Below are 24,329 nucleotides of genomic sequence, written 5' to 3' on the forward strand. Positions count from 1 at the left end.
GCTCCGGCGACTCAGCAGGCGTCGTTCCACTCGCGACGCGGGTGCTCGGGGTCGGTGACGTCCAGCACCGCGGACGCGGCGATCTTGACGTCCGCGCGGCGTTCGAGGCGCCCGGACTCCTGCTCCACCCACAGCGACCAGCGCCAGAGTCGGTGGGCACCGTGCGCCAGCACCCCGTGTCCGTGCACCACGAGGATGCCGGGGCCCTCGCCGGTGGACCGGAACGGCGCGACGAGGTCGGCCCGCAACGCGTCGACGTCGCTCGACGGTGCGGCGGCGGCCATCGCGGACACCCCGTGCTGCTGGAAGCCGTCGACGAGCCCGGAGGCCACGCGTTCGAGGTCGACGCCGTCCTGTCCGTCGATGCCGACGACCGTCCGGTTCGTGCCGACCTGTGCGATCACCTCGGCCGCGATCGCGGCCATGGTGTCGGTCTCCTGGGGTGCCCAACGTGCCATGCACCCACCGTAGGCTGTCGTGGTGAACGTGAGTCGTACCTCCAGTCCGAATGTGGACAACCCGACCCGTCCACAGGACGCGACCCGAGGAACGGACATCGCGACGCCGCTCATCGCGTGGTTCCGCGCCGAGGCGCGCGACCTGCCGTGGCGGCGCCCCGGGTTCCCCGCGTGGGGCACGCTGGTCAGCGAGATCATGCTGCAGCAGACCCAGGTCGCGCGCGTCGTGCCCCGCCTGGAGGCATGGCTCACCCGCTGGCCGACGCCTGCGGACCTCGCGGCCTCACCCCCGGCGGACGCGGTGCGTGCCTGGGACCGGCTCGGCTACCCGAGACGGGCGCTCGCGCTGCACGCGGCCGCGACGGCGATCGCCGAGCAGCACGACAACGTGGTGCCCCGGGACGTGGACGCGCTGCTCGCGCTCCCCGGGATCGGGGACTACACGGCCCGGGCGGTCGCCGTGTTCGCGTACGGCGACCGGCACCCCGTCGTCGACGTGAACGTCCGGCGCGTCCTCGCCCGCGCCCTGCTCGGCCAGGGCGAACCGGGCCCGGCGAAAGCGAAGCAGGACCTCCCGCTGATGGAGTCGGTGCTGCCGGACGACCGTGACGACGCCGCAGCGACGAACGCCGCGGTGATGGAGCTCGGTGCGCTCGTCTGCGTCGCCCGCTCCCCCGCGTGCGACGCGTGCCCGATCGCCGACCGCTGTGCGTGGCGGGCCGCCGGCTACCCGGAGCACGAGGGCCCACGCGCACCGAAGCAGGCGAAGTTCGCCGGCAGCGACCGGCAGGTGCGCGGGCTCATCATGGCGGAGCTCCGCGCGAGCGACGTCCCCGTCACGCGCGACGAGATCGAACCGGTGTGGCCCGACGCCGAGCAGCGGGACCGGGCGCTCGCGTCGCTCCTGCGCGACGGACTGGCCGTCGGGGACGACGCGAGCGGCTACCGGTTGCCCGAGGGCTGATCGGACGGGTCAGGCGCGCGCCGCGTCGGCGTCGTCCTCGTCCTCGTCGTGCTTGTACGGGTCGGCGTCGCCGGCGTAGGTCGCGCCGGCCGCGGCTGCACGGACCTGCTCGTCGCGCACCTGGGCCTGCACGAGCAGGTCCTCCATGTGCGCCGAGGTCTCCGGCAGGGCGTCGGCGATGAACTCGAGCGACGGGGTCAGACGAGCGGTGATGTTCTTGCCGACCTCGGACCGGAGCATCCCGGTCGCGGCCTTGAGCGCCGCGGCGGAGTCGGCACGCTCCTCGTCGGTGCCGTACACGGTGTAGAAGATCGACGCGTGCTGCAGGTCACCGGTCACACGGACATCGGTGATCGTCACGAACCCGAGTCGCGGGTCGCGAAGGCCCTTGTCGAGTCGGCGTGCGACGACTTCCTTGATGCGGTCCGCCATCTTGCGTGCGCGCTGCGGATCGGCCATGGGTGCCTCCTGTGGAGATGTCTTGCTCTGGAACGGGGCTGGGCCCCGACCTCCCGTGAAGGAAGCCGGGGCCCAGGGTAGTCACGCGATCAGTCGCGCGGCTTCTCGACGAGCTCGGTGGTCTCGATCTCGTCGCCGATCTGGATGTCGTTGAACTTGCCCAGACCGATACCGGCTTCGAAGTCCGTGCGGACCTCGGTCACGTCGTCCTTGAAGCGACGCAGCGACTCGATGGCCAGACCATCGGCGAGCACCACGCCTTCGCGGATGACGCGCGCCTTGGCGTTGCGCGTGATCGTGCCGGAGCGGACGATGACACCCGCGATGTTGCCGAACTTCGAGGAACGGAACACCTCGCGGATCTCGGCGACACCCGACTGGACCTCTTCGTACTCGGGCTTGAGCATGCCCTTGAGGGACTGCTCGATGTCCTCGAGTGCGTTGTAGATGACCGAGTAGAAGCGCACGTCGATGCCTTCGCGCGCTGCACGCTCGCGGGCCTTGACGTCCGGGCGGACGTTGAAGCCGACGACGATCGCGTTGTCGATCGTGGCCAGGTCGATGTCCGACTCCGTGATCGCACCGACGCCGCGGTGCAGGATCCGGAGCTGGACGCTGTCGTCGACCTCGATGTCCAGGAGCGACTGCTCGAGTGCCTCGACGGCACCGGAGACGTCACCCTTGATGATGAGGTTGAGCGAGTCGACCTTGCCCTCTTCGAGTGCACGGGTGAAGTCCTCGAGCGAGATGCGCTTGCGGGCCTTGGCCAGCTGGGCGTTGCGCTCGGCGGCTTCACGCTTCTCGGCGATCTGACGTGCCGTGCGGTCCTCTTCGGTCACGAGGAACGTGTCACCGGCGCGGGGCACCGAGGACAGACCCTGCACCTGGACCGGACGGCTCGGCGTCGCGGCCTTGACCGCCACGCCGTTCTCGTCCGTCATCGCACGGACGCGGCCGTAGGCCGTCCCCGCCACGATGGCGTCGCCGACGTGCAGCGTCCCGGACTGGATGAGCACGGTCGCAACCGAACCACGGCCCTTGTCGAGGCGTGCTTCGATCGCCACACCGCGGGCGTCCTTGTCGGGGTTCGCACGCAGGTCGAGACCGGCGTCGGCCGTGAGCAGCACGGCGTCCAGGAGGTCCTGGATGCCGATGTTCTGACGAGCCGACACGTCGACGAACATGACGTCGCCGCCGTACTCCTCAGCCACCAGGTTGTACTCGGTGAGCTGCTGGCGGACCTTGGCCGGGTTCGCGCCTTCCTTGTCGATCTTGTTCACCGCGACCACGATCGGCACACCGGCCGACTGCGCGTGGTTCAGTGCCTCGATCGTCTGGGGCATGATGCCGTCGTCCGCCGCGACCACGAGGATCGCGATGTCCGTCACCTGGGCACCACGGGCACGCATGGCCGTGAAGGCCTCGTGACCCGGGGTGTCGATGAAGGTGATCGGGCGCTCGATGCCCTCGTGCTCGGTGACGATCTGGTACGCACCGATGTGCTGGGTGATGCCACCGGCTTCGCCCTCGACGACCTTCGAGTTGCGGATCGCGTCGAGCAGGCGGGTCTTGCCGTGGTCGACGTGACCCATGACGGTGACCACCGGGGGCCGCTGCTGCAGCACCGAGTCGTCCTCGTCGTCCAGCTCGGCTTCGAGGTCGATGTCGAAGCCCTCGAGGAGCTCCTTGTCCTCGTCTTCCGGCGAGACGATCTGGATCTTGTAGCCCAGTTCCTCGCCGAGGACCTCGAACGTGGCCTCGTCCAGCGACTCGGTCGCGGTCGCCATCTCACCGAGGTGGAACAGCACCGTCACCAGGTTGCCGGGGCTCGCGTCGATCTTGTCCGCGAAGTCCGAGATGCTCGCACCGCGACGCAGACGGACGACCGTGTTGCCGTCGCCACGAGGGACCTGCACACCGCCGAGCGACGGCGCCTGCCGCATCTCGTACTCGGCGCGCTTCGTCCGCTTCGACTTGCGGGCACGGCTCTTGCCGCCACCACGACCGAACGCACCAGCGGTACCGCCGCCGGGGCCACGACCGCGGCCACCGCCACCGGCGGGACGCGGGCCGCTGAAAGCCGGACGCGGGAAGCCGCCACCGGCACCACCGGCACCGCCCGGACGACCACCGGGGCCGCCACGACCGCCGCCACCCTGGCCCGGGCGCTGCCCGAAGCCGTTCGGACGGCCTGCCTGGCCGGGACCACCGGGACGCGGAGCGCCCGGACGGGGAGCACCCGGACGCGGCGGGGCCGGACGCGGGATGCCGTTGCCGCCACCGGCGCCGGCGGCGGGGCGCTGGCCCATGCCCTGGTTGGAGGAGTACGGGTTGTTGCCCGGACGCGGCGGGCGCGAGCCCATGCCCTGGCTCGACGCGTAGGGGTTGTTGCCGGGGCGTGCGCCCGGCTTCGGGCCACCCGGCTTGGGGCCGGCTGCGGCACCGGGCTTCGGAGCGCCGCCGGGCTTGACGGCGTCGCCCTTCGGCTCGGCTGCTGCGTCGGGACCGGCGTCGCCGGACTTCTCGGCAGCGGCCTTCTCGGCAGCGGCGACCTTGCGAGCGGCCTCGGCCTCGGCCTGTCGCTGTGCGACGGACTTCGGGGCAGCCGGCGTCGGCACGTCGGCGGCGGGCGCCTGCACCTCGGGCTCGGGCTCGGGGGTGGGTGCCGGACGGGCCGGACCCGGGCGGGGGCCGCCGGGCTTCGGTGCGCCCGACTTCGGCGCCGCGGTCTTGGCCGGCGCGCTCGGGGTCTGTGCCGCAGCGGGCTTCGACGCAGAGGCGCCATCAGCCTGCAGCGCAGCACGGAGCTTGCGCGCGACGGGGGGTTCGACACTGGAGCTCGGGCCCTTGACGAACTCGCCGAGTTCCTTGAGCTTCTCCATTGCGGTCTTGCTGTCGACACCGAGTTCGGATGCGATCTCGTGTACGCGTGGTTTTGCCACTGTTCTCCTTCACGGGTCCCACCCCGTGCAAGGGGCAGGACTCAATGGATGACGGGTCTCATTTCGAGCCGCTCATCAGTTGTCCATAAGCCGTTCAGCCTGTTCTGTCATGTCCTGGTCGCGTGCCTGTGGTTCGGGGCGCCGGAGCGCTTCGAGGTAGTCACGCACCGCGGACGTGTCCGGTTCATGATCGAGCCGGAGCGCCCGGCGGTACGCCTTGCGCTTGACGGCCTGATCATGTGCTTCGACGGTCGGGGTGAGCCACGCTCCCCGCCCCGGCATGACTGCCTTCGGGTCCGCCACGACACGACCGTCGCTCAGGGCGACGACACGGAGGAGGGAGGACCGGGGAGCACGACGGCGACTGCCGATGCATGTTCTGACGGGAACCACCTTACTCCTCCCTCTCGACGACCGCGATCCGGCACGCCCGGACCGGACGTGCCACGAGCGAAACCGTCAGTCCTCGCCGTCCAGGATCGAGTCCGGCTGGATGTCGATCCGGGCGCCCGTGAGCTTCGCGGCGAGGCGGGCGTTCTGCCCTTCCTTGCCGATCGCGAGCGACAGCTGGTAGTCCGGCACGAGGGCGCGGACGGCCTTCGTCGAGGCGTCGAGCACGAAGGCGCTCGTCACCTTGGCCGGCGACAGGGCGCTGGCGACGAACGAGGCCAGGTCGGACGAGTAGTCGACGATGTCGATCTTCTCGGCGCCGAGCTCCGTCGTCACGGCTCGGACGCGGGCACCGAGCTCGCCGATGCACGCACCCTTCGCGTTCACACCGGGCTCGTTCGCCTTGACCGCGATCTTCGTGCGGTGGCCGGCCTCGCGCGCGAGGGAGGTGATCTCCACGACGCCGGACGCGATCTCCGGGACCTCGAGGGCGAACAGCTTGCGGACCAGGCCGGGGTGGGTGCGCGAGACCGTGATCTGCGGACCCTTCATGCCGCGGCCGACGCTCGTCACGTAGACGCGCAGCCGTGCACCGTGCTTGTAGTCCTCGCCGGGCACCTGCTCCTCCGGCGGCAGGATCGCCTCGACCGTGCCGAGGTCGACGTGCACCATCTTCGGGTTCGGGCCCTGCTGGACGATGCCCGCGACGATGTCGCCTTCCTTGCCGCGGAACTCACCGAGGATCTTGTCGTCGCCGATGTCGCGCAGGCGCTGGTTGATGACCTGCTTGGCGGCGAACGCGGCGATGCGACCGAAGTCGCTGGGCTGGTCGACGGCCTCGCCGATCACGGTGCCCTCGTCGTCGCGCTCGGGCACGTAGACCGAGACCTCGCCCGACTTGCGGTCGAGCTCGACGCGGACGTCCGCGTCGACGGGCTCCTCGTTCTCGGTGCGGTGCTTCTGGTACGCCGTCAGGATGGCCTGTTCGATGATCTGGACGAGTTCGTCGAACGGGATCTCCCGCTCACGCTCCATGAGTCGCAGGACTGCGAGATCGATCTTCACCGAGGGCCTCCGTATTCAGATGAGTCGCTTCCGCGGATGGAACCGCGCGGAAGTCGGCGACCAGACTACCGCACTGCGGGTCACGGACCCGGCCGGACGACGGACGGGAGGTGGGCCCCACCCGCCGGTACCGGCGCACCGCGCCAGCGGGGTGACGGCCGAGACGGGAGGGACGGTGCCAGCTGGCACCGCGCCTCCCGTCCGTCGTGTCGTCACGTCGGGGACGTGACCCGCTAGATCGCGCGGACCGCCTCGAGCAGCTCGGCGACCGGCACGTCGCGGCGTTCGCCGCTCGCCCGGTTCCACAGCTCGACGACGCCGTCGGCGGCGCCGCGGCCGGCGACGACGACGATCGGCATGCCGAGGAGCTCGGCGTCGCGCAGCTTCACGCCGGGCGAAACCTTCGGACGGTCGTCGTAGAGGACCTCGAACCGCTCGCCCTCGAGCTCGGCGACGATCGACGTGGCCAGGTCGTAGGCGACCTCGTCCTTGCCGGTCGCGACGACGTGCACGTCGAACGGTGCGACGTTCTTCGGCCAGGCGAGGCCCTTCTCGTCGTTGTGCGCCTCGGCGAGGATCGCGAGGATGCGCGTCACGCCGATGCCGTACGAGCCCATCGTGACCGTGGCGAGCTTGCCGTTCTCGTCCTGCACCTTGAGGCCGAGCGCCTCGGCGTACTTGCGGCCGAGCTGGAAGACGTGGCCGATCTCCATGCCGCGCGCGGTCTCGAGCGGGCCGGAGCCGTCGGGGGCCGGGTCGCCGGCGCGGACGTCGGACACCTCGGCGACGCCGTCGGCCACGAAGTCACGACCGGCGACGAGGCCGGAGACGTGCACGCCGCGCTCGTTCGCGCCCGTGATCCACGCGGTGCCGTCGACCACGCGGGGGTCGACGAAGTAGCGGATGCCCGTCGTGCTCTCGGCACCGAGGACCTGCGGGCCGATGTAGCCCTTGACCAGGCCCGTGTGCTTGCGGAAGTCGTCGTCACCGGCGGGCTCGACCTCGGCCGGGGCGAAGGCCACTTCGGCGCGCTTCAGGTCGACGTCGCGGTCACCGGGGAGCCCGACGACGACGATCTCGCGCGTGCCGTCGAGGTGCGTCAGGGCGAGCACGACGTTCTTCAGCGTGTCGGCGGCCGTCCAGGGGGCGCCGTCGCGCGGTGCGATCTCGTTCGCGTGCGCCACGAGCGTCTCGATCGTCGGGGTGTCCGACGCGGGCAGGAGCACGGGTTCGGGCTGTCCTTCGATCGGCAGGGCGTCCGGCACCGGGGTGACGTAGGCCTCGACGTTGGCCGCGTAGCCACCGGCACTGCGGACGAAGGTGTCCTCGCCGACGCTGATCGGGTGCAGGAACTCCTCGGACTTCGAGCCGCCCATCGCGCCGGCGTCCGCCTCGACGATGACGTACTCGAGGCCGAGTCGGGCGAAGATCTTCTCGTAGGCGTCGCGCATGACCTGGTAGCTGCGCTCGAGGCCCTCGTCGGTGAGGTCGAACGAGTACGCGTCCTTCATGGTGAACTCGCGGCCGCGCAGGAGTCCGGCGCGGGGGCGTGCCTCGTCGCGGTACTTGTCCTGGATCTGGAACAGCGTGACGGGGAGGTCCTTGTACGAGCCGTACAGGTCCTTCACCAGGAGCGCGAACATCTCCTCGTGCGTGGGCGCGAGCAGGTAGTCGGCGCCCTTGCGGTCCTGCAGGCGGAACATGCCGTCGCCGTACTCGGTCCAGCGGTCCGTCGCCTCGTACGGCTCGCGCGGCAGGAGCGCCGGGAGGAGGACCTCCTGCGCGCCGGCGGCGACCATCTCGTCGCGGATGATCGCCTCGATGCGCGCACGGACCTTCAGGCCGAGCGGCAGCCACGCGAAGATGCCCGGGGCCTGGCGACGGACGTACCCGGCGCGGACGAGCAGCTTCGCGCTCGTCACCTCGGCGTCGGAGGGGTCGTCGCGGAGCGTACGGAGGAACAGATGCGAAAGCCGTGTGACCACGGGGCAAGCCTAGCGGCGCGTGGGAGTGGGTGCGCCGCCGCCAGGGCCCCGCACCAGCTCTACGACGTGACGACGAGCGGCTTGCCGGTGCCGGCCGCCGGCCCCATCTCGTCGGCGAGACGGTTCGCCTCGGTGATGAGGGTCTCGACGATCTCGGCCTCGGGAACCGTCTTGATGACCTCGCCCTTGACGAAGATCTGCCCCTTGCCGTTGCCGGACGCGACGCCGAGGTCGGCCTCACGCGCTTCGCCCGGGCCGTTCACGACACAGCCCATGACGGCGACGCGGAGCGGCACGGTCATGCCCTCGAGCCCCTTCGTCACGTCGTTCGCCAGCTGGTAGACGTCGACCTGGGCCCGGCCGCAGCTGGGGCACGAGACGATCTCGAGCTTGCGCTCGCGGAGGTTGAGCGACTGCAGGATCTGCAGGCCGACCTTGACCTCCTGCGCGGGCGGGGCGGAGAGGGACACGCGGATGGTGTCGCCGATGCCCTCGGCCAGCAGGATGCCGAACGCCGTGGCGCTCTTGATGGTGCCCTGGAACTCCGGGCCGGCCTCGGTCACGCCGAGGTGCAGCGGCCAGTCCCCCGCCGCGGCGAGCTGCCGGTAGGCCTTCACCATGACGATCGGGTCGTTGTGCTTGACCGAGATCTTGAAGTCGTGGAAGTCGTGCTCCTCGAACAGGGAGGCTTCCCACACGGCGGACTCGACGAGCGCCTCGGGCGTGGCCTTGCCGTACTTCTGCAGCAGGCTCGGTTCGAGGGAACCGGCGTTGACGCCGATGCGGAGCGAGACGCCGGCGTCCTTCGCGGCCTTGGCGATGGCGCCGACCTGGTCGTCGAACTTCCGGATGTTGCCCGGGTTCACGCGGACCGCGGCGCACCCGGCGTCGATGGCCTGGAAGACGTACTTCGGCTGGAAGTGGATGTCGGCGATGACCGGGATCTGCGACTTCTTCGCGATGATCGGCAGCGCGTCGGCGTCGTCCTGGCTCGGCACCGCCACGCGGACGATGTCGCAGCCGGACGCCGTGAGCTCGGCGATCTGCTGGAGCGTCGCGTTGATGTTCGTCGTCGGCGTCGTGGTCATCGACTGGACGGACACCGGCGCATCGCCGCCCACGAGCACCTTGCCGACCCGGATCTGCCGGGACTTGCGGCGCGGGCTCAGGGTTTCGGGGACTTTCGGCAGACCGAGGTTCACTGCAGGCACGAGGTGCACTCTACGCGCTCCCGGTGACGCCCAGCCCCGCGCACGCGTGATGCTCAGACGACGGTGATCAGCGGCGCGTAGAGCCGCATCGCCGCGAGGGCGCGCTCGTGGTCCTCGTCGCTCGCCCCGGCGCACGCGTCCGCCACGACGGTCACCGTCGCACCGGCGTCCGCGGCCGCCAGCGCGGTCGACAGGACGCAGCAGTCGGTGGACACCCCGACCAGGACGAGGTGCGGGTGCTCACCGGTGACGGCCTGGAGGCGCGTTCCCCACTTGCCGAAGCTCGTCTCGGTGACGACGGGGTCGCGTCGGTCCGCGGCGGCGGTCGCGAACGGTTCGGTCAGGTCCCAGAGCGGGTCGGTGTCCGGCACGAGCGCGAACGGCCAGTCGCGGTAGTAGGGCACCCAGGCGCCCCGCGGGTGCTCCGGGGCGACGAAGCGGGTGAAGACCGTGCGCCCGGTGAAGCGCGGGAGCAGCCGCTCGATCCCGGCGGCGGCGTGGTCGAAGCACCCGGTGGCCCAGGGGCTCTCGCCGGTGAAGACCTCCTGCATGTCGACGACGACGAGCCACGCGTCGTCCGGTACCCCGGCGACGGCCGCCTCGACCGCGCTCATGCCTGCTCCTGCCGGCGGACCGAGCCGCGGGCGAACAGCAGTGTGCCGAGGAACCCGACGACGAGCGCCACGAGCACCCCGAGGTTCGCGTACGCCCAGGCGCCGGTGCGCCCGCCGAGGCCGAACGGCTCGAGCAGGTACCCCTGCCAGTTGAGCCAGGACGGCACGCCGTACGTGTTCGTCACGAGCCCCCAGCCGAGCGCGGTCCCCACGACGACGAGGCCGACGGCGAGCCAGCGCACGTCGCCGTACCGGCCACGGCGGTCCTCGAGCTCCCGCTCGGCGTACGGAGCCCGGCGGATCACGACGTCGGCGACGAAGACCCCGCACCACGCGGCGATCGGCACGCCGAGCGTCACGAGGAACGCCTGGAACGGCTGGATGAACGAGTCGGCGAAGAACACCACGTACACGGCGCCCGCCACCATGAACACGCCGTCGACCCCGGCCGCGACGGGCCTCGGGATGCGGATGCCGGCGCTGAGCAGGGCCAGTCCGGAGCTGTAGATGTCGAGCACCGCACCGCCGACGAGCCCGAGCACCGCGACGAGGGCGAACGGGATGAGGAACCACACCGGCAGCACGGTCGTCAGCGCACCGATCGGGTCGGCGGCGATCGCCGTGTTGAGGTCCTTCGACGAGCCGGCGAGCAGGACGCCGAGCACGACGAGCACGATCGGCGCGAGCGCCCCGCCGAACGTGGTCCACCAGACGACCCCGCGGGTCGAGGCCGACCGTGGCAGGTACCGCGAGTAGTCCGCGGCGGCGTTCACCCAGCCGAGGCCGAACCCGGTCATCACGAGCACGAGGGCGCCGACGACGTTCTGGGCGCTCCCGGCCGGCAGCGCGGCGATCGCACCGAGGTCGATCGAGGGCAGCGCGAGCACCACGTAGACGATCGTCAGCACCGCGGTGATGACCGTGATCCACGTCTGCAGTCGCATGATCACGTCGAACCCGGCGATGCCCGCACCGACCACGAGTGCGGCGACGACCACGAGTGCGACGAGCTTCGTCAGGACACCGCCGTCCCACCCGAGCTCCCGGAACACCGTCGAGGTGGCCAGGACCGCCGCCGACGCGAGCGCGGTCTCCCACCCGACGGTGAGGATCCAGCTGAGGAACGCCGGCAGCCGGTTCCCCCGGACGCCGAACGCCGCGCGGCCGAGCACCATCGTCGGTGCCGAGCCCCGTTTGCCGGCGATGGCGACGATCCCGCACAGCAGGAACGAGAACGCGACCCCGATGACGGAGACGATCGTGGCCTGCCAGAAGGAGATGCCGAACCCGAGGACGAACGAGCCGTACGACAGGCCGAGCACCGAGATGTTCGCGGCGAACCACGGCCAGAAGAGGTCCCTCGGACGTCCCTTCCGGTCGGACTCGGCGATGACGTCGGTGCCCTGCCGCTCGACCGTGCGGACTTCCGGAGCTGTGCTCATGTGCGAAAGCGTAGTGCGCGGCCGAGACCTCGTCGCTACCCGAACAGGTTCACGGGGCGCACGATGTCGGCGTAGATGAGCAGTGCGCTCATGCCCGCGAGCAGGACCACGACGACCATCGTCAGCGGCATCGTCTTCGCGAGGTCGATCGGCCCGGGGTCCGCCTTGCCGACCAGCGTGAAGGAGCGGCGCTTCACGGCCTCCCACAGGGCGCCGGCGATGTGACCGCCGTCCAGCGGCAGGAGCGGCACCATGTTCAGGACGAACAGGCCGATGTTCAGCGAGGCGAGCAGTCCGAGGATCGTGTACGCCTTGTCGATCACCGGCACGCCGCTCATCGACGAGACCTCGCCGATCGCGCGGCCGACGCCGACGACCGACACCGGGCTGTCCTGGGACCGCGCCTGCGAGCCGAACGCCGCGTTCCACACCGCGACCAGCCGCTGCGGCAGGTCGATGATGAGGTGCGCCGACGCCGAGATCTGCGCCCCGGTGGCCGGCAGCACCGCGGCCGGCGACTGCCGCACGAGCGACTGGCCGATGCTCACGCCGACGACGCCGACCTGCTGCGTCTTCGTGCTGCCGTCGTCGTTCTTCGCGACCGTGCCGTCGGCGGTGTAGACGTCCCGCGTGGCCTTCGTCGGCGTGATGTGCAGCGTCTTCTCGGCGCCGTCGCGGGACACCACGACGGTGACGTCCTCGCCGGCGGACCGCTGGAAGACCTCGGAGACCTGGGCGATCGTCGGGTCCTGCTTCCCGTCGACCGAGAGCACGACGTCGCCCGACCGGATGCCGGCCTGCTTCGCCGGCGAGACGGCGTCCCCGGAGGTGCACGTCGTCGCCTGGCTCGTCGGCAGCACGCAGTCGACGCTCGACGTGAACGTGGTCGTCGGCGCACCGAACCCGACGAGCAGCACGCCGAACAGCACGATGCCGATCACGAGGTTCATGGCCGGACCAGCGACCATCACGATGATCCGTTTCCACGGGGTCAACCGGTAGAACGCACGTGAGTCGTCGCCGCCGGAGTCCGCGATCTGCTCGGCGCTCGCCTGCCGGGCGTCCTGCACGAAGGCGCCGTACATGCCCGTGTTCGTGATCGCACTCGGTCGCCCGGACGCCCGCGGCTTGAGCATGCCGACCATCGAGATGTAGCCGCCGAGCAGGATCGGGCGGATGCCGTACTCGGTCTCGCCCCGCTTGAACGACCAGATCGCCTTGCCGAAGCCCAGCGAGTACTGGGTCACCTTGACGTTGAACAGCTTCGCGAAGGACAGGTGCCCCAGCTCGTGGAGTCCGATCGAGACCAGCAGGCCGATGATGAAGACGACCACGCCGAGGACGAAGAGCAGGACGGTTTCGACGGTCACCGGGAAAGGGTACGGGACGGTTCCCATGACCGAGCCGAGCGCACCCTGGGAGGTGCGCCGCGCCTCCTGGACCGCCCGGCCCGTCTGCTCCCGCAGCCGTGCTGACGGACGGGAGGCGCGACTCGCCTCAGCGGGACAGCATGCGGTCGGCCGCGGTGCGCGCCCAGCGCTCCGCTGCCAGCACGCCCTCGAGGGAGGGCTCCCCCGCCGTGTGCTCGTCGACCACGCGCTCGACCGTGTCGACGATGTCGAGGAAACCGATCGCACCCGCGTGGAACGCGGCCACGGCCTGCTCGTTCGCCGCGTTGAACACGGCCGGGAACGTGCCCCCGAGCTGCCCGACGCGCTTCGCGAGGGCGACCGCACCGAAGGCCTCGGCGTCGAGGGGCTCGAACGTCCAGGTGCTCGCCGTCGTCCAGTCGAGCGGCACCCCGACGCCCGGGACCCGGTCGGGCCACGCGAGACCGAGGGCGATGGGCAGCCGCATGTCCGGTGGCGACGCCTGTGCGATCGTCGAGCCGTCGACGAACTCGACCATCGAGTGCACGATCGACTGCGCGTGCACCGTCACGTCGATGCGGTCGTACGGGACGCCGAAGAGCAGGTGGGCCTCGATGACCTCGAGGCCCTTGTTGACGAGCGTCGCGGAGTTCGTCGTGACCACGAGGCCCATGTCCCACGTCGGGTGGGCGAGCGCCTCGGCCGGGGTGACGTCCGTGAGGTCCGCGCGCGAGCGCCCGCGGAACGGGCCGCCGCTCGCTGTGAGCACGAGCCGGCGGACCTCGTCCGTCGTGCCGGAGCGGAGCGCCTGGGCGATGGCGGAGTGCTCGCTGTCGACCGGGACGATCTGGCCGGGTGCCGCGGCGGCCTGCACGAGCGGGCCGCCCACGATGAGGCTCTCCTTGTTCGCCAACGCCAGCGTGGCGCCGGACTCGAGCGCGGCCAGGGTGGGGCCGAGGCCGACCGACCCGGTGATGCCGTTGAGGACGACGTCGGCCTCGACGCTGCGGACCAGGCGTTCGGTGTCCGCGGCGCCGAAGGCGGTGTCACGGACGCCGAAGCGTTCGGCCTGCTCGGCGACCACGGTGCGGTTGCTGCCGGCGGTGAGGCCGACGACCTCGAAGCGATCGGGGTTGCGGGCGACGACGTCGAGTGCCTGGGTGCCGATCGAGCCGGTGCTGCCGAGGATCGCGATGCGCCGCTTCTGGCGCACGGTCAGCCCTTGGCGAGGACGTCGACGACGAAGACGAGCGTGGCGTTCTTCGGGATGCCCGAGCCCTCCTGCGGGTTCGCGCCGTAGCCGTCCTCCGGCGTGACGACGATGAGGACCTGCGAGCCGACCTTCTGGCCGACGAGCCCGGTCACGAAGCCCTTGATGAGCGAGCCCTCGGAGATGGTGAAGGTCGTCGGGACGCCCTTCGACCAGGAGGAGTCGAACTCCTTGCCGGTGTCGTAGACGACGCCCTTGTACTGCACGAGCGCGGTGTCGCCGTCGGCGATGGTGTCGCCGGTGCCCTGCTTGAGCACCTCGACCGTGGTCTTCGACGGTGCCTCGACGCCCTTCGGGACCGTGATCTCCGGCTCACCGTCGGCCTTGTCCTGCACGGTCGGGAGCTTCGGGTCCTGCTGCTGGGCCTTGCCGGTGGCCTTCGTCGGGGTCTGCGCCACGACGTCGGCGACGACGACGATCTCACCGCCGGTGTTGAAGCCGAGCGCCGACGACTGACCGACCGCCGCGACACGGTCACCGACCTTCGCGCACGCCAGGAGGGCGCCGAAGCCGGACCCGCCGACCGAGAGGACCTGCGGGTTGCCCTGGTCGAAGCCGACCGTGCCGAGCTTCTTCGCGTCCGACGCCTGGTACACGCTGTACGAGACCTGCGCGTAGTCGCCCTCGTCCAGCGACGCACCCTTGCCGCGCACGACCGTGCTCGCCTGGGGCTTGCTCGCGGTGAGGCCGCCCGTGAACTTCACCGTCGGTGCCGTGCTGCCGCCGAACGCACCGGACACCTTGATCGCCTTCGACGCCGAACCCGGGTCGGGGCAGGACGTGATGGCTGCGGCGGTCGCGCTCGACGACGCACTCGGGGTGGCGGTCGAGTCGCTCGACCCGGATCCGGAGCACGCGGCGAGTCCCAGCACGACGGCGGGGACGAGGGCGATCGGGAGGAGACGCAGACGCTTCACGAGGCCCTAGTCTGCCGCACGGACCTTGGTGCGCGGGACGTGGTGCACAGGAAAGGCCACCGAGCGTGCGATGAAGCAGAGGCTGTTCGCGGTGGCGTGCGCGGCCTCGGCGTCGGCGACGCGGTCCGCCTCGAGGATGGTGACCACCGGGTGCAGCGTCGCCTCGGTCAGCTCCCCGGAGCCGTCGCGGTTGAGGTTGAGGCTGGCCGTGGCGCGGTCCTCGTAGTCGACGACGGTGAAGCCCTCGGTCACGGCGACGTGGAGGTAGCTCAGCATGTGGCACTGGGCGAGGGACGCGACGACGAGCTCCTCGGGGTTCCAGCGGTCGCGGTCGCCGCGGAACGTCGGGTCGGCGGAGCCCTCGATGCCGTGCTTGCCCGCGGCGCGGACGTCGTGGTCGCGCCCGTAGTCGCGGTAGCCGCTCGTTCCGGTGCCGCGGTCGCCGGTCCAGTGGACGGAGACCTCGTAGGAGTGGTCGGACACGGTGGGCTCCTCGAAGATCAGTACGATTGCGGCATGACGGTGCTCTCCGACGTCCACACTGACCGCCATCCTCTCACCGCCGAGGGGTCGGTCGAACTGGCGGTCCTCGACCGCAACGGGTTCGACGAGAGCCGACACGTCGGTGCCGGGGTCGTCGTCGCCGCGGACGGCACCGTGATCGACGCCGTCGGTGACGTGCATGCCAGCGTCTACCCCCGCTCCACGATGAAGCCCTTCCAGGCACTCGCGGTCCGCCGTGCCGGAGCCGTGTTCTCCGACGAGGAGCTCGTCCTCACCACCGCGAGCCACGCCGGCACCCCCGCGCACCAGGCCATCGCGCTGCACATGCTCGAGTCGTACGACCACGTCGAGTCGGACCTCGGCTGCCCGCCGGACATGCCGTTCGACCGCGCCACCGCCCGCACGATGACCGAGCCGAGGCGCCTCGCGATGAACTGCTCCGGCAAGCACGCGGGCATGCTCGCGGCGTGCCGGGTGAACGGCTGGGACGAGGAGACCTACCTCGAGATGGCGCACCCGCTGCAGCAGCGCGTCCGCGAGACCGTCGAGGAGTTCACCCACGAGACCGTCGACGTCGTCGGGACCGACGGGTGCGGGGCCCCGGTGTTCCCCCTGACGCTGGCCGGACTCGCCCGGGGCTTCGCCGGTGTCGTCGCGCGCGCCGAGTCCGACACGGCAGCGCTCACCGATGCCGTGCTCGACCACCCGTGGGCCATCGACGGCATCGGACGGGCGAACACGGTGACGATCGAGCGACTCCGGGTGCTGGCGAAGCTCGGTGCCGAGGGCGTCATGGTGATGGGGCTGCCCGGTGGTGCAGCGGTCGCGGTCAAGACCCTCGACGGCGCGCAGCGGTCCGGGACGCTCGCGGCCCTCACGCTGCTCGAGCGCAACGGCATCGTGGACGCGGCGGGGGTCGCGGACGTCATGGCGGCCACGGGCGAGCAGGTGCTCGGTGGCGGGGTGCCGGTGGGGACGCTGCGGGCTGGGTCCGGGCTGCGCTGAGGTCGGGGTCGTGGGAAGACCCCGTGCCAGGGTCATCCGGGTTCGTCCTGCTGCAGCTGCGGCAGTGCCGGTGCCACGGGGGTACCGCGCCGTTCGTGCGGGTGTCGGACGGTGCATCCGTGGCGAGTGACCTCGACGGCGACGTCCCAGTGCCGGGGCAGGACGCTGAGGCCGGGTACGAGCACCACGGTCGTGCGGGTCGGCGGGCACGCCCGGTCCGGGCGCTCGGGGTTCGCTGCGTGGGCTGGGCCGTTCGGGCTCCCTGCGCGGGCTGGGCGGTCGACCACGACGGCGGCCGTGCCGGAGGGCATCGCCGGGCAGTGATCGGCCCCCGCAGCCACCACCGCGCGCGCTTCGGCACCGCACGCGGCTCGGACCTCGTCGTCCGGACCGGCCGCGGCGCGGACCTGCGCCGCGACGGCCCGGAACACCGCCAGCGCGAGCACGCCGGACCCGATCACGACGATGTGGGGCCGCGACCGGTCGTCGACGGCGAGCTCGCGGCCGTTCGACGCCGTGCCGAGGACGATGGGCCGCCGGTGCGTCCCCGTCCCGACGGCCCCGTCCACGAGGCCCGGCTGTCCGGACGGTGTCGGGACCAGGACCACCACGTCCGCCACGCACTCGGCGCCGCGGGAGCGACGGACCCTGGTCGCGCGGACCACGAGGACGTCGAGCACCGCGCAACACCCCGCCGCTGCGAGGAGCACCGCGCGCGACGGCCACTCGACCGGCACGACGAGGCCCACCACGAGCAGCACCACCGCTGCGCCCACCAGGGTGCAGCGGGCGGTGAAGGGGGTCATGCCTCCAGAGCACCACACGACCCCGGTGCCACCGACGCTCAGCCACCGAACTGTGGAGAGCGCTGACGATCACACCGCTGTGGAGGACTCCCCCGCCGTCACTGCACGAGGAAGAACTGCTCCCCGATGTCCACCCGCGCGCCGCGCTCGACCCGGTACCGGCGGCCCGGCTCGCAGCGACGGATCGACCCGTCGATGTGCCGGACGACGGTGCCGTTGCCCGAGAACCGGTCGGACACCCAGAGGTCGTCGCCGTCGCGCCCGAGCTCGAGGTGGGTCTTCGACACGGACTTGCCCGGGTCGTGGACGGTCAGCAGGTCGTCGAACCGTTCCCCGGGCTGGGGGCGCGGGAGTCGTCCGACGAGGCCGGTGCCGTGCACGCCGAAGCGCTCCCCGGTGCTGAAGTGCAGCACGAAGGGCGCGTGGGTCGGGGTCGCGGAGACGATGCGGGTCTCGTCGACGTCGTCCTCGAGGTCGCCGTCGGCGCTCGTTGGAGCGTCGGTCGTCGCCGGAGCCGGGCGCGCGGCGCCGTCCACCCCGGGCAGCGGCGGCAGCGGCGCGGCCATCGGTACTCCGATCGCGCCGCTGCCCTGCGCTGAGGGTGCGGAGGACGGGACGGTCGCGGAACCGGGAGCGGGCGGGACGAAGGGTGTGCCGACGGCTGGTGACTCGGGCTCCGGGGCCGCGTGCAGACCGCGCGGTCGGGGCGGGGTGTCGCCGGCGGGTGCACCGTCGCCGCCACCGTTCACCCACGAGGGGAGGACACCGGCGGAGCCCTCGGCGCCGTCGTCGGCGACCGCAGGCTCCGGCAGCGCATCGCCGTAACGCACGACGTCCGGAGCAGCGTCGTCCGACACCTCGTCGACCTCGTCGTCGGTGACCTCGTCGTCCGGAGCGTCCGCCGCGTCGTCCGGAGCGTCAACCGCGTCGTCGGGAGTCTCGGCGGCGTCGTCCGCCGCCCAGTCTGGTCGGTCCATCGGGAGCGGCACGATGGGTCCGGTGAACGCCGCGGTCACGGCGGGCCGCACGGCGCCGCACTCGGCACAGAAGATGTCGTCGGGCTCGAGACGGTGCCCGCACACGTGGCACGTCGTCGCCTGCGAGCCCGGAGTGACCAGCGGCGCCGGGCGCGGCGGGCGTCGGTCGACCAAGGGCTCGACGACCGCGGTGTCACCGGGCTGCGGCGGGGAGACGACCGCGTCCGGAGCACCGGCGGTGTCGGGGGTCACGTCCGCGGCGTCCGCAGCGGAGTCGTTCGCAGCCGTGGATCGTCCGACCCACCACGAGGGCCCGGACGGCGCCGGCGCAGCGGCCTGCTCTGCTGGTGGCGCCCAGCGCTGGGCGGCTGGGCGCTCGGCGATGCGGGTGACCTCGGGGTCCTCCCCCTCTGGCGAGGCGGAAACCGCGACGGCGTTCGGGTCCGCCGCGTCGGCGTCGGACGGGTACGCGTCCGGGTCGAGCGGCGGCTCGGGCGGCTGCGGGGTGAACGGCACCTCCAGCGCACGCGGAGCGATCGGCTCGCCGGGCTGCGAGGGCTCCGGCGGCTCCGACGGCTCCGACGGCTCCGACGGCTCCGACGGACGAGCAGGCTCCGACGAGCCGACCCCACGCGGCTGCTGCCCGGACCAGTCGGTCAGCCCGGAACCGCTCCCGTGCACGTGGCTCGGTGCCGTCCGGGGCGTGAAGTCCTCGGGACGCTCGACCGGCACGGCCGCGGGCTGCTGCTGGCCACCACGGTCCGCACCCGTCAGCCAGGCACGGGTCGCGGGGTCGAGGGTCGATTCGGGCAGCCAGGCCTCGGCCGCGGGGTCCTGGCGGCGTCCGTGCAGGTCCGGCTGCTGGAGCGGCGGCGGCGGTGCCTGCTCGACGGGGGGCGTCGCGACCGGGCGCCGACTCGCCGCAGCGGTCACGGCGCGTCCGCACTCACCGCAGAAGATGGCTCCGTCCGGGAGCGTCGATCCGCAGTGTTCGCATCTGATCACGTGTTCCGCCTGTCCTCACTCGGCCGTCCACGACGCTCGCCGGCCTGCACGCCATCGTAGTCGCGCCCCCCAGCGGCTCCCTGGCCACCTGTGGAGCGTCGGCCCCGGGCGGTCACCGCGGAGGCGACCGATGCCCGCGCAGACCGGGTGGCGTCCACGACACGGAGCGAGCGCAGGGACACCGCCGCGCGGATCCGTTCCTTGCGGGTCCGACCGGCCCGCAGGCTCGTGATCGCGTCGTCCGTCGCCGACCACATCCGGTCGGCAGCGGTGCCGTCGGCCTCGCTCGGCCCGAAGACGGACCGGTCGGCCAACGCCGCGAGTCCGGTGCCGCCCTCCCCCGGAGCTCCCACGACGGCCTCGCGGCGGGTCGCTGCCCGAGCGACGTCGTGACCCCGGTCGACCAGGGCGTCGCGGTACTCGTCCCACGCCCCGACGATCCGGGCACGTGGCGTCGGGGCACGGCGACGGCGACGACGACGGATCCGCTTGAGCAACACGATGACGCCGAACGGCAGCAGCACGAGCGCGGCGAGCCCCAGCACCCCGAGGGCCCACGGCAGCACGGCGAGCAGGATCTGCAACCAGAGCGGCTGCACCGGCGGCGTGTTGCGGTCGCTCTGCGGCGGCGCCTGCTGCGACTGGTCCTGCTGCTCGGCCGGGGGCGGCGGCACGACCGTCTCCGGGCGCGTGACCGGCTGCGGCGTCTGCTGCTGCTCGTCCGGGATCTCACGGACGGCGGGGTTCGGGTCGATCATGACCCACCCCCACTGCGCCGTGTCGACCTCGACACGCGCGGTGACGTCTGACCCGCGGAACGTCGTCGTCCCGCCCGAGGTCGCGCTCCGGCCCGCTCCACCGCCCGCGTCGCCGCCGGCGGTGAACCCCATGACCACGCGCGCCGGGAAGCCGAGCTGGTCCGCCATCAGCGCCGCCGCGGCGGCGTACTGCTCCTGGTCGCCGATCATCAGCGGCGACGTCAGGAGCTCCTGGATGCGATCGGCACCGTGCCCGGAACGACTCGCTCGGTCGTCGCCGACGCCGTGGCTGACGTACCCGTTGCGCTTGAGCGCCTGCACCATCGCCACGAGCTTGGCGCCGTCGGTGTCGGCATCGCCGGCATAGGTGTCCACAGTGTCCCGCACCGCGTCGGGGACCGACCGCGGCGTCGGCACCGAGGCGCTCCCCGGGCGTGCGGACGCGAGCTGCTCGTCCGTCGGTTGGTCCGGCACGACGGCGGTCAGGTCGTACCGGGTGCCGTCGCCGACGCCACCGACGACCGCTCCGGTCGCGGTGGAGCCGTTGTAGAAGAACGCGCCGCGCTCCTTCTCGGCCCCGGACCCGGTGAACTCGACCCGTTCGAGGTCGCCCACCGTCGGCAGCCACACCCCGCTGTACCCGTCGACCCGGACGCCGACGCGCACGGTCGTCCCCTCGACGCCCCGGACGTCGACCGAGGTCGGGACGCGCTCGAAGGTCCCGGACGCCGTCGATCCGTCCGACCCGCCGACGCGGTAGACGACCCCGTCGTAGGTGTCGAGCGTGGCGATCCGGACGAACCCGTTCTCCGGCAGCCCCGTGACCGTGAGCTGCGGCGTGTTCGACGCGGTGTCCTCCTCGTAGGCGCGGAAGCCGCTGAGCGGACTGACGTAGTCCCGCGGGTCGAACGGCTTCACCACGTCGGTCCGGGCGACGGTCCGGCCGACGGACGGCGGAGCGAGGAGCCCCAGTCCGGTCGCGACGACCGCTGCGGCGACGATGGTCCCCGTCCCCACGAGCGCCGGACGGATCACCGAACGCGCCACCGGTACGCGGGACCCGATGGTCGTCGCGACGGCCACGGCACGCCGCGCGTGCCGCACCGTCAGCGCCCACACCAGCGCGATCCCGGTGAGCGCGACGGCCGTCACGATCGACGTGTCGAGACGACCGGGTCCGACGACCACACCGGCCGCGAAGACCACCAGCGCCGGGATGCTGGCGAGTTCCTGCCTGGAGGCGCGGGTCGCCACGCTCACGCCGGTCACCGTGGAGACGAGCAACGTCGCGAAGTACGGCACGAGCAACGACTCGTAGGAGCCGACCGGCAGGCTGATGGTCACCAGCTGCTTCCAGCCGAGGGCGACGCCGGCGAACAGGTCGACGAGTCCCTGGCCGGTCGGCAGGATCCCGTTCGCCTCGCCCGGCACCGCGGCCGGCACGCCTGTGAGGGCGAACGCCGCGACCGTGGCGACGGCGACGACCGCGGTCGGTAGTCGGAACACCGTGCCCAGGAGCGCGACGAGCGTGCCGAACACCACCGCGGTGACGGCGGCGACGATCATCGCGTCGTCGCGGTAGACCGGCCACCAAGCGACGCTCGCGACGGCGAGGACCAGCCACACCGCGAGCGTGCCACCCACCAGCCGGAAGGGCGAGAGGCGGCGGGCGACACGGCGGGCATCGCGCCGGACCGTCTTCCGTGCCCTGGTGTCCGGGCCTGCTGCGACGCTCATGCGGCCGACGCCGATCGGTGCAGTGCGTGGCGGAGGTCGTCGAGGTAGCCGATCGTCATCACCGTCAGGCCCGCCACCCGCAGGAACCGGGGCTGGGCCTCGGGCTCGCAGATCACTGCGACGACCTCGACGCCGACCGGGAACCGCGTCGCGGCCAGTCGCAGCGCCGGCAGCTCGACCGTCGAGCCGACCACCAGGAACGCCACGGAGATGCCCGCGGTGTCGGTGCCGACGATGCGCGCGACCTCGGCGATCGGCAGGCAGGCGTCGGCGAGTCCGACGGACGCGAAGTCGTCGAGCAGGCGGGTGGGCGTCACGGTGGGCAGCGGGTGCACGGCGTACACGGGGCGCTTGGCGAACTCCGGCGTCCGCTCCGACACCACCACGGTGACCTCGCGGCCGTCGCGGATCGCGCGTGCGCCGAGCGACGCTGCCGCGCTCACCGCGAGCTCGAACTCCTCGTCGTCGGCGAACTCGGCACGCGAGAGGCCGAGGGCCACAACGAGGTGCGACCGCCGGGTGTCCTCGAACTGCCGCACCATCAGCGCACCGGACTTCGCCGTGGACTTCCAGTGGATCGTGCGGGGATCGTCACCGGGCATGTACTCCCGGATGGCGTGGAAGGCGATGTCGGACGGCGACAGGTCGGTCGTCGCCTGCCCTTCGAGGTCCCGCACCAGGCCGGTGCTCGTCGACGGGATCGCGATCGTCCGCGGGTGCACGATGACCTGCTCCCGGGCCGTCCAGACGATCTCGCGCCGGACCAGACCGACCGGGTCCGCTCGCACACCGGTCACCGGACCGACGTCGAGCACGCCGCGCCGGACCGTCGGCACCGGGACCTCGCGCTCGAACGTGCCGCGCGGGCCGATCGACGGGATCGCCACGTCCACCAGCCCGGACCCGACCGGCACCTCGACCGTCGTCGGGACCGAGGGGAACCGCACCGGGTTCTCCGCCGTGACCACCACGCCGGCGGCATCGCCCACCGCCACCCGGTGCTGCGGCAGGCGCATCCGGATCACGAGCCGCGAACGACCGATGAGCGCGACCGCAGCGACGACCACGAGGAGCGCCCCCGCGAAGCCCACGACGACGACCTCGCGCAGGCCGAACCGGTAGCCGAGCATGAACGCGACCAGCGTGAGCGCCGCGACCGTCCACCCGAGGCCGGTGACCACGGACGAGACCTCTGCCCACCCACGCTTGACGAGCCTCCAGGCCGTCGACCAGGCCCTGGCGAGACCGACGACCGCGTCCGCTGCCACGCCGTCCCGGTCGCCCACCAGGCGCGTCCGGACGTTCGTCAGGCCGGCGACCGTCCCGGTGCGCTCGTAGGCCGTCGAGCCGCGACGCGACCGCGTCGAGGACGGACGGCGCGAGCGCGTCGAGACGGGCCGGCGGTCGGTCACGACCCGGCCCGGTCCGCCGGCGGCGGGGTCTCGACCAGCAGCTGTGCGATGACGCTCGTGGCGCTGACACCGTCGAACTCGGCCTCGGCGTCGAGGACCAGGCGGTGCGCGAGGATCGGCACCGCGAGTGCCTTCACGTCGTCCGGCGTGACGTAGTGGCGACCGGCCAACGCCGCGAAGACGCGGGACGCGCGCATCAGGCCCATCGCACCGCGGACGCTGACGCCGAGCCGGACCTCGCTCGCCGAGCGGGTCGCGTCGACCAGTCGGGCCACGTAGTCGGCGATGACCGGATCGACGTGGACCGAGCGCGCGAGCGTCGCCATCTCGGTGATCGTCGCCGCGGGCACGACACTCGCGAGCGGCACCGAACTCGACGGCGCCGAGGACGTCTCGAGGATCTTCACCGTCGCGGCGTGGTCCGGGTACCCGATCGACGCCTTCATGAGGAAGCGGTCGAGCTGGGCCTCCGGCAGGCGGTACGTGCCGGCCTGCTCGACGGGGTTCTGGGTCGCGATCACCATGAACGGCGCCGCGAGTCGGTGGTTCACGCCGTCGACCGTGACGGCGGACTCCTCCATCGCCTCGAGCAGGGCCGACTGGGTCTTCGGGCTCGCACGATTGATCTCGTCAGCCAGCACGATGTTCGAGAAGATCGGGCCCCGGTGGAAGTCGAACTCCTGGGTCTTCTGGTCGTAGACGCTGATGCCCGTGATGTCGCCCGGCAGCAGGTCCGGCGTGAACTGGATGCGGTTCGTCGAGCCCTGCACGCTCTGGGCCATCGCCCGCGCCAGGCTCGTCTTGCCCGTGCCGGGGACGTCCTCGAGCAGGAGGTGCCCCTCGCTGAGCATCGCCGTGACCGCGAGGCGGATCACGAACGTCTTCCCGAGGAGCACCTGCTCGACGTTGGTCACGATGCGGCCTGCGACGTCGGCGAACCAGGTGGCCTGCTCCGGGGTCATGCTCATGCGGTGTCGTTCCTCGTTCTCGGGGATGGTCAGTTGCCGTCGGGGGAAGTGATCGGGCGAGCGTTACTGG

The 24,329-nt window shown here is 72.0% G+C and carries 20 protein-coding genes and 1 pseudogene; 2 read left to right on the plus strand and 19 right to left on the minus strand.

Going from position 1 to position 24,329, the window contains the following annotated elements:
* Positions 1-11: 11 nt before the first annotated feature.
* A complete protein-coding gene (locus tag QE359_RS14350) occupies positions 12-458 on the minus strand; it encodes a hypothetical protein (protein WP_092386977.1) in 447 nt (148 codons plus the stop codon).
* Positions 459-510: 52 nt separating this feature from the next.
* On the opposite strand from QE359_RS14350, the gene QE359_RS14355 reads away from it, so the two are divergent.
* Positions 511-1,422, plus strand: a complete 912-nt coding sequence (locus QE359_RS14355) for an A/G-specific adenine glycosylase (protein ID WP_070416267.1) — start codon at positions 511-513, stop codon at positions 1,420-1,422.
* A 9-nt stretch (positions 1,423-1,431) separates the two neighbouring features.
* On the opposite strand, the gene rbfA is transcribed toward QE359_RS14355, so the two are convergent.
* The 12 genes from rbfA to QE359_RS14415 form a co-directional block, all read right to left on the minus strand.
* Entirely contained in the window at positions 1,432-1,881 is a 450-nt protein-coding gene (gene rbfA / locus QE359_RS14360) for a 30S ribosome-binding factor RbfA (protein ID WP_229085022.1), read from the minus strand.
* Between the two features lie 89 nt (positions 1,882-1,970).
* On the minus strand, positions 1,971-4,823 hold the full coding sequence (gene infB / locus QE359_RS14365) for a translation initiation factor IF-2 (protein ID WP_309779685.1): 2,853 nt from the start codon (positions 4,821-4,823) through the stop codon (positions 1,971-1,973).
* Positions 4,824-4,898: 75 nt separating this feature from the next.
* The gene (locus QE359_RS14370; RefSeq protein ID WP_083294949.1) at positions 4,899-5,216 is read right to left on the minus strand and encodes a YlxR family protein; all 318 of its coding nucleotides are present in this window, start codon (positions 5,214-5,216) and stop codon (positions 4,899-4,901) included.
* A 66-nt stretch (positions 5,217-5,282) separates the two neighbouring features.
* Entirely contained in the window at positions 5,283-6,278 is a 996-nt protein-coding gene (gene nusA, locus QE359_RS14375; protein ID WP_070416270.1) for a transcription termination factor NusA, read from the minus strand.
* 233 nt (positions 6,279-6,511) lie between these two features.
* Positions 6,512-8,263: a proline--tRNA ligase gene (locus QE359_RS14380; RefSeq protein ID WP_309779686.1), complete on the minus strand. Its 1,752-nt coding sequence runs from the start codon at positions 8,261-8,263 to the stop codon at positions 6,512-6,514.
* A 59-nt stretch (positions 8,264-8,322) separates the two neighbouring features.
* The gene (ispG, locus tag QE359_RS14385) at positions 8,323-9,453 is read right to left on the minus strand and encodes a flavodoxin-dependent (E)-4-hydroxy-3-methylbut-2-enyl-diphosphate synthase (protein WP_070419067.1); all 1,131 of its coding nucleotides are present in this window, start codon (positions 9,451-9,453) and stop codon (positions 8,323-8,325) included.
* 74 nt (positions 9,454-9,527) lie between these two features.
* Positions 9,528-10,088 carry a cysteine hydrolase gene (locus QE359_RS14390; protein ID WP_309779687.1) on the minus strand — a complete coding sequence of 187 codons (561 nt, stop codon included), beginning with the start codon at positions 10,086-10,088 and terminating at the stop codon, positions 9,528-9,530.
* On the minus strand, positions 10,085-11,530 hold the full coding sequence (locus QE359_RS14395; protein ID WP_309779688.1) for a cytosine permease: 1,446 nt from the start codon (positions 11,528-11,530) through the stop codon (positions 10,085-10,087). Before QE359_RS14395 ends, QE359_RS14390 begins: the two co-directional genes overlap by 4 nt.
* A gap of 35 nt (positions 11,531-11,565) precedes the next feature.
* Positions 11,566-12,900, minus strand: coding sequence for a site-2 protease family protein (locus QE359_RS14400; protein WP_309779689.1), 1,335 nt, complete (start codon positions 12,898-12,900; stop codon positions 11,566-11,568).
* 127 nt (positions 12,901-13,027) lie between these two features.
* Complete coding sequence (gene dxr / locus QE359_RS14405; RefSeq protein ID WP_309779690.1) at positions 13,028-14,113, minus strand: 1-deoxy-D-xylulose-5-phosphate reductoisomerase; 1,086 nt, start codon at positions 14,111-14,113, stop codon at positions 13,028-13,030.
* Between the two features lie 2 nt (positions 14,114-14,115).
* Positions 14,116-15,087, minus strand: a complete 972-nt coding sequence (locus tag QE359_RS14410) for an FKBP-type peptidyl-prolyl cis-trans isomerase (protein WP_309779691.1) — start codon at positions 15,085-15,087, stop codon at positions 14,116-14,118.
* 6 nt (positions 15,088-15,093) lie between these two features.
* Positions 15,094-15,570, minus strand: coding sequence for an OsmC family protein (locus tag QE359_RS14415; protein ID WP_309779692.1), 477 nt, complete (start codon positions 15,568-15,570; stop codon positions 15,094-15,096).
* A 33-nt stretch (positions 15,571-15,603) separates the two neighbouring features.
* Between QE359_RS14415 and QE359_RS14420 the strand changes: the two genes are divergently transcribed.
* Entirely contained in the window at positions 15,604-16,596 is a 993-nt protein-coding gene (locus QE359_RS14420; protein ID WP_309779693.1) for an asparaginase, read from the plus strand.
* A gap of 32 nt (positions 16,597-16,628) precedes the next feature.
* On the opposite strand, the gene QE359_RS14425 is transcribed toward QE359_RS14420, so the two are convergent.
* From QE359_RS14425 to QE359_RS14445, 6 genes and pseudogenes are all read right to left on the minus strand, one after another.
* A complete protein-coding gene (locus QE359_RS14425) occupies positions 16,629-17,402 on the minus strand; it encodes a hypothetical protein (RefSeq protein ID WP_309779694.1) in 774 nt (257 codons plus the stop codon).
* A gap of 98 nt (positions 17,403-17,500) precedes the next feature.
* Entirely contained in the window at positions 17,501-19,312 is a 1,812-nt protein-coding gene (locus tag QE359_RS14430) for an FHA domain-containing protein (protein WP_309779695.1), read from the minus strand.
* A 3-nt stretch (positions 19,313-19,315) separates the two neighbouring features.
* Positions 19,316-19,384, minus strand: a pseudogene (locus QE359_RS19140) (zinc-ribbon domain-containing protein); the annotation flags it as partial.
* Positions 19,381-21,879, minus strand: a complete 2,499-nt coding sequence (locus tag QE359_RS14435; RefSeq protein ID WP_309779697.1) for a transglutaminaseTgpA domain-containing protein — start codon at positions 21,877-21,879, stop codon at positions 19,381-19,383. The gene QE359_RS14435 and the pseudogene QE359_RS19140, both read right to left, overlap by 4 nt.
* Positions 21,876-23,291 (minus strand): DUF58 domain-containing protein, encoded by a 1,416-nt coding sequence (locus QE359_RS14440; protein WP_309779698.1) that lies wholly within the window; start codon positions 23,289-23,291, stop codon positions 21,876-21,878. Before QE359_RS14440 ends, QE359_RS14435 begins: the two co-directional genes overlap by 4 nt.
* Positions 23,288-24,259 carry a MoxR family ATPase gene (locus QE359_RS14445; protein WP_070416281.1) on the minus strand — a complete coding sequence of 324 codons (972 nt, stop codon included), beginning with the start codon at positions 24,257-24,259 and terminating at the stop codon, positions 23,288-23,290. The genes QE359_RS14440 and QE359_RS14445 overlap by 4 nt, the downstream gene beginning before the upstream one ends.
* Between the last annotated feature and the right edge of the window lie 70 nt (positions 24,260-24,329).

It is taken from the genome of Curtobacterium sp. SORGH_AS_0776 (genome assembly GCF_031453355.1).
Taxonomy (GTDB): domain Bacteria; phylum Actinomycetota; class Actinomycetes; order Actinomycetales; family Microbacteriaceae; genus Curtobacterium.

Bases quoted from the DNA above. Each gene is read 5' to 3' on its own strand.
- QE359_RS14425 (WP_309779694.1), bottom strand. From the start codon at position 17,402: ATGACCCCCTTCACCGCCCGCTGCACCCTGGTGGGCGCAGCGGTGGTG.
- QE359_RS14395 (WP_309779688.1), bottom strand. From the start codon at position 11,530: ATGAGCACAGCTCCGGAAGTCCGCACGGTCGAGCGGCAGGGCACCGAC.
- QE359_RS14445 (WP_070416281.1), bottom strand. From the start codon at position 24,259: ATGAGCATGACCCCGGAGCAGGCCACCTGGTTCGCCGACGTCGCAGGC.
- QE359_RS14435 (WP_309779697.1), bottom strand. From the start codon at position 21,879: ATGAGCGTCGCAGCAGGCCCGGACACCAGGGCACGGAAGACGGTCCGG.
- QE359_RS14390 (WP_309779687.1), bottom strand. From the start codon at position 10,088: ATGAGCGCGGTCGAGGCGGCCGTCGCCGGGGTACCGGACGACGCGTGG.
- QE359_RS14420 (WP_309779693.1), top strand. From the start codon at position 15,604: ATGACGGTGCTCTCCGACGTCCACACTGACCGCCATCCTCTCACCGCC.
- rbfA (WP_229085022.1), bottom strand. From the start codon at position 1,881: ATGGCCGATCCGCAGCGCGCACGCAAGATGGCGGACCGCATCAAGGAA.
- QE359_RS14350 (WP_092386977.1), bottom strand. From the start codon at position 458: ATGGCACGTTGGGCACCCCAGGAGACCGACACCATGGCCGCGATCGCG.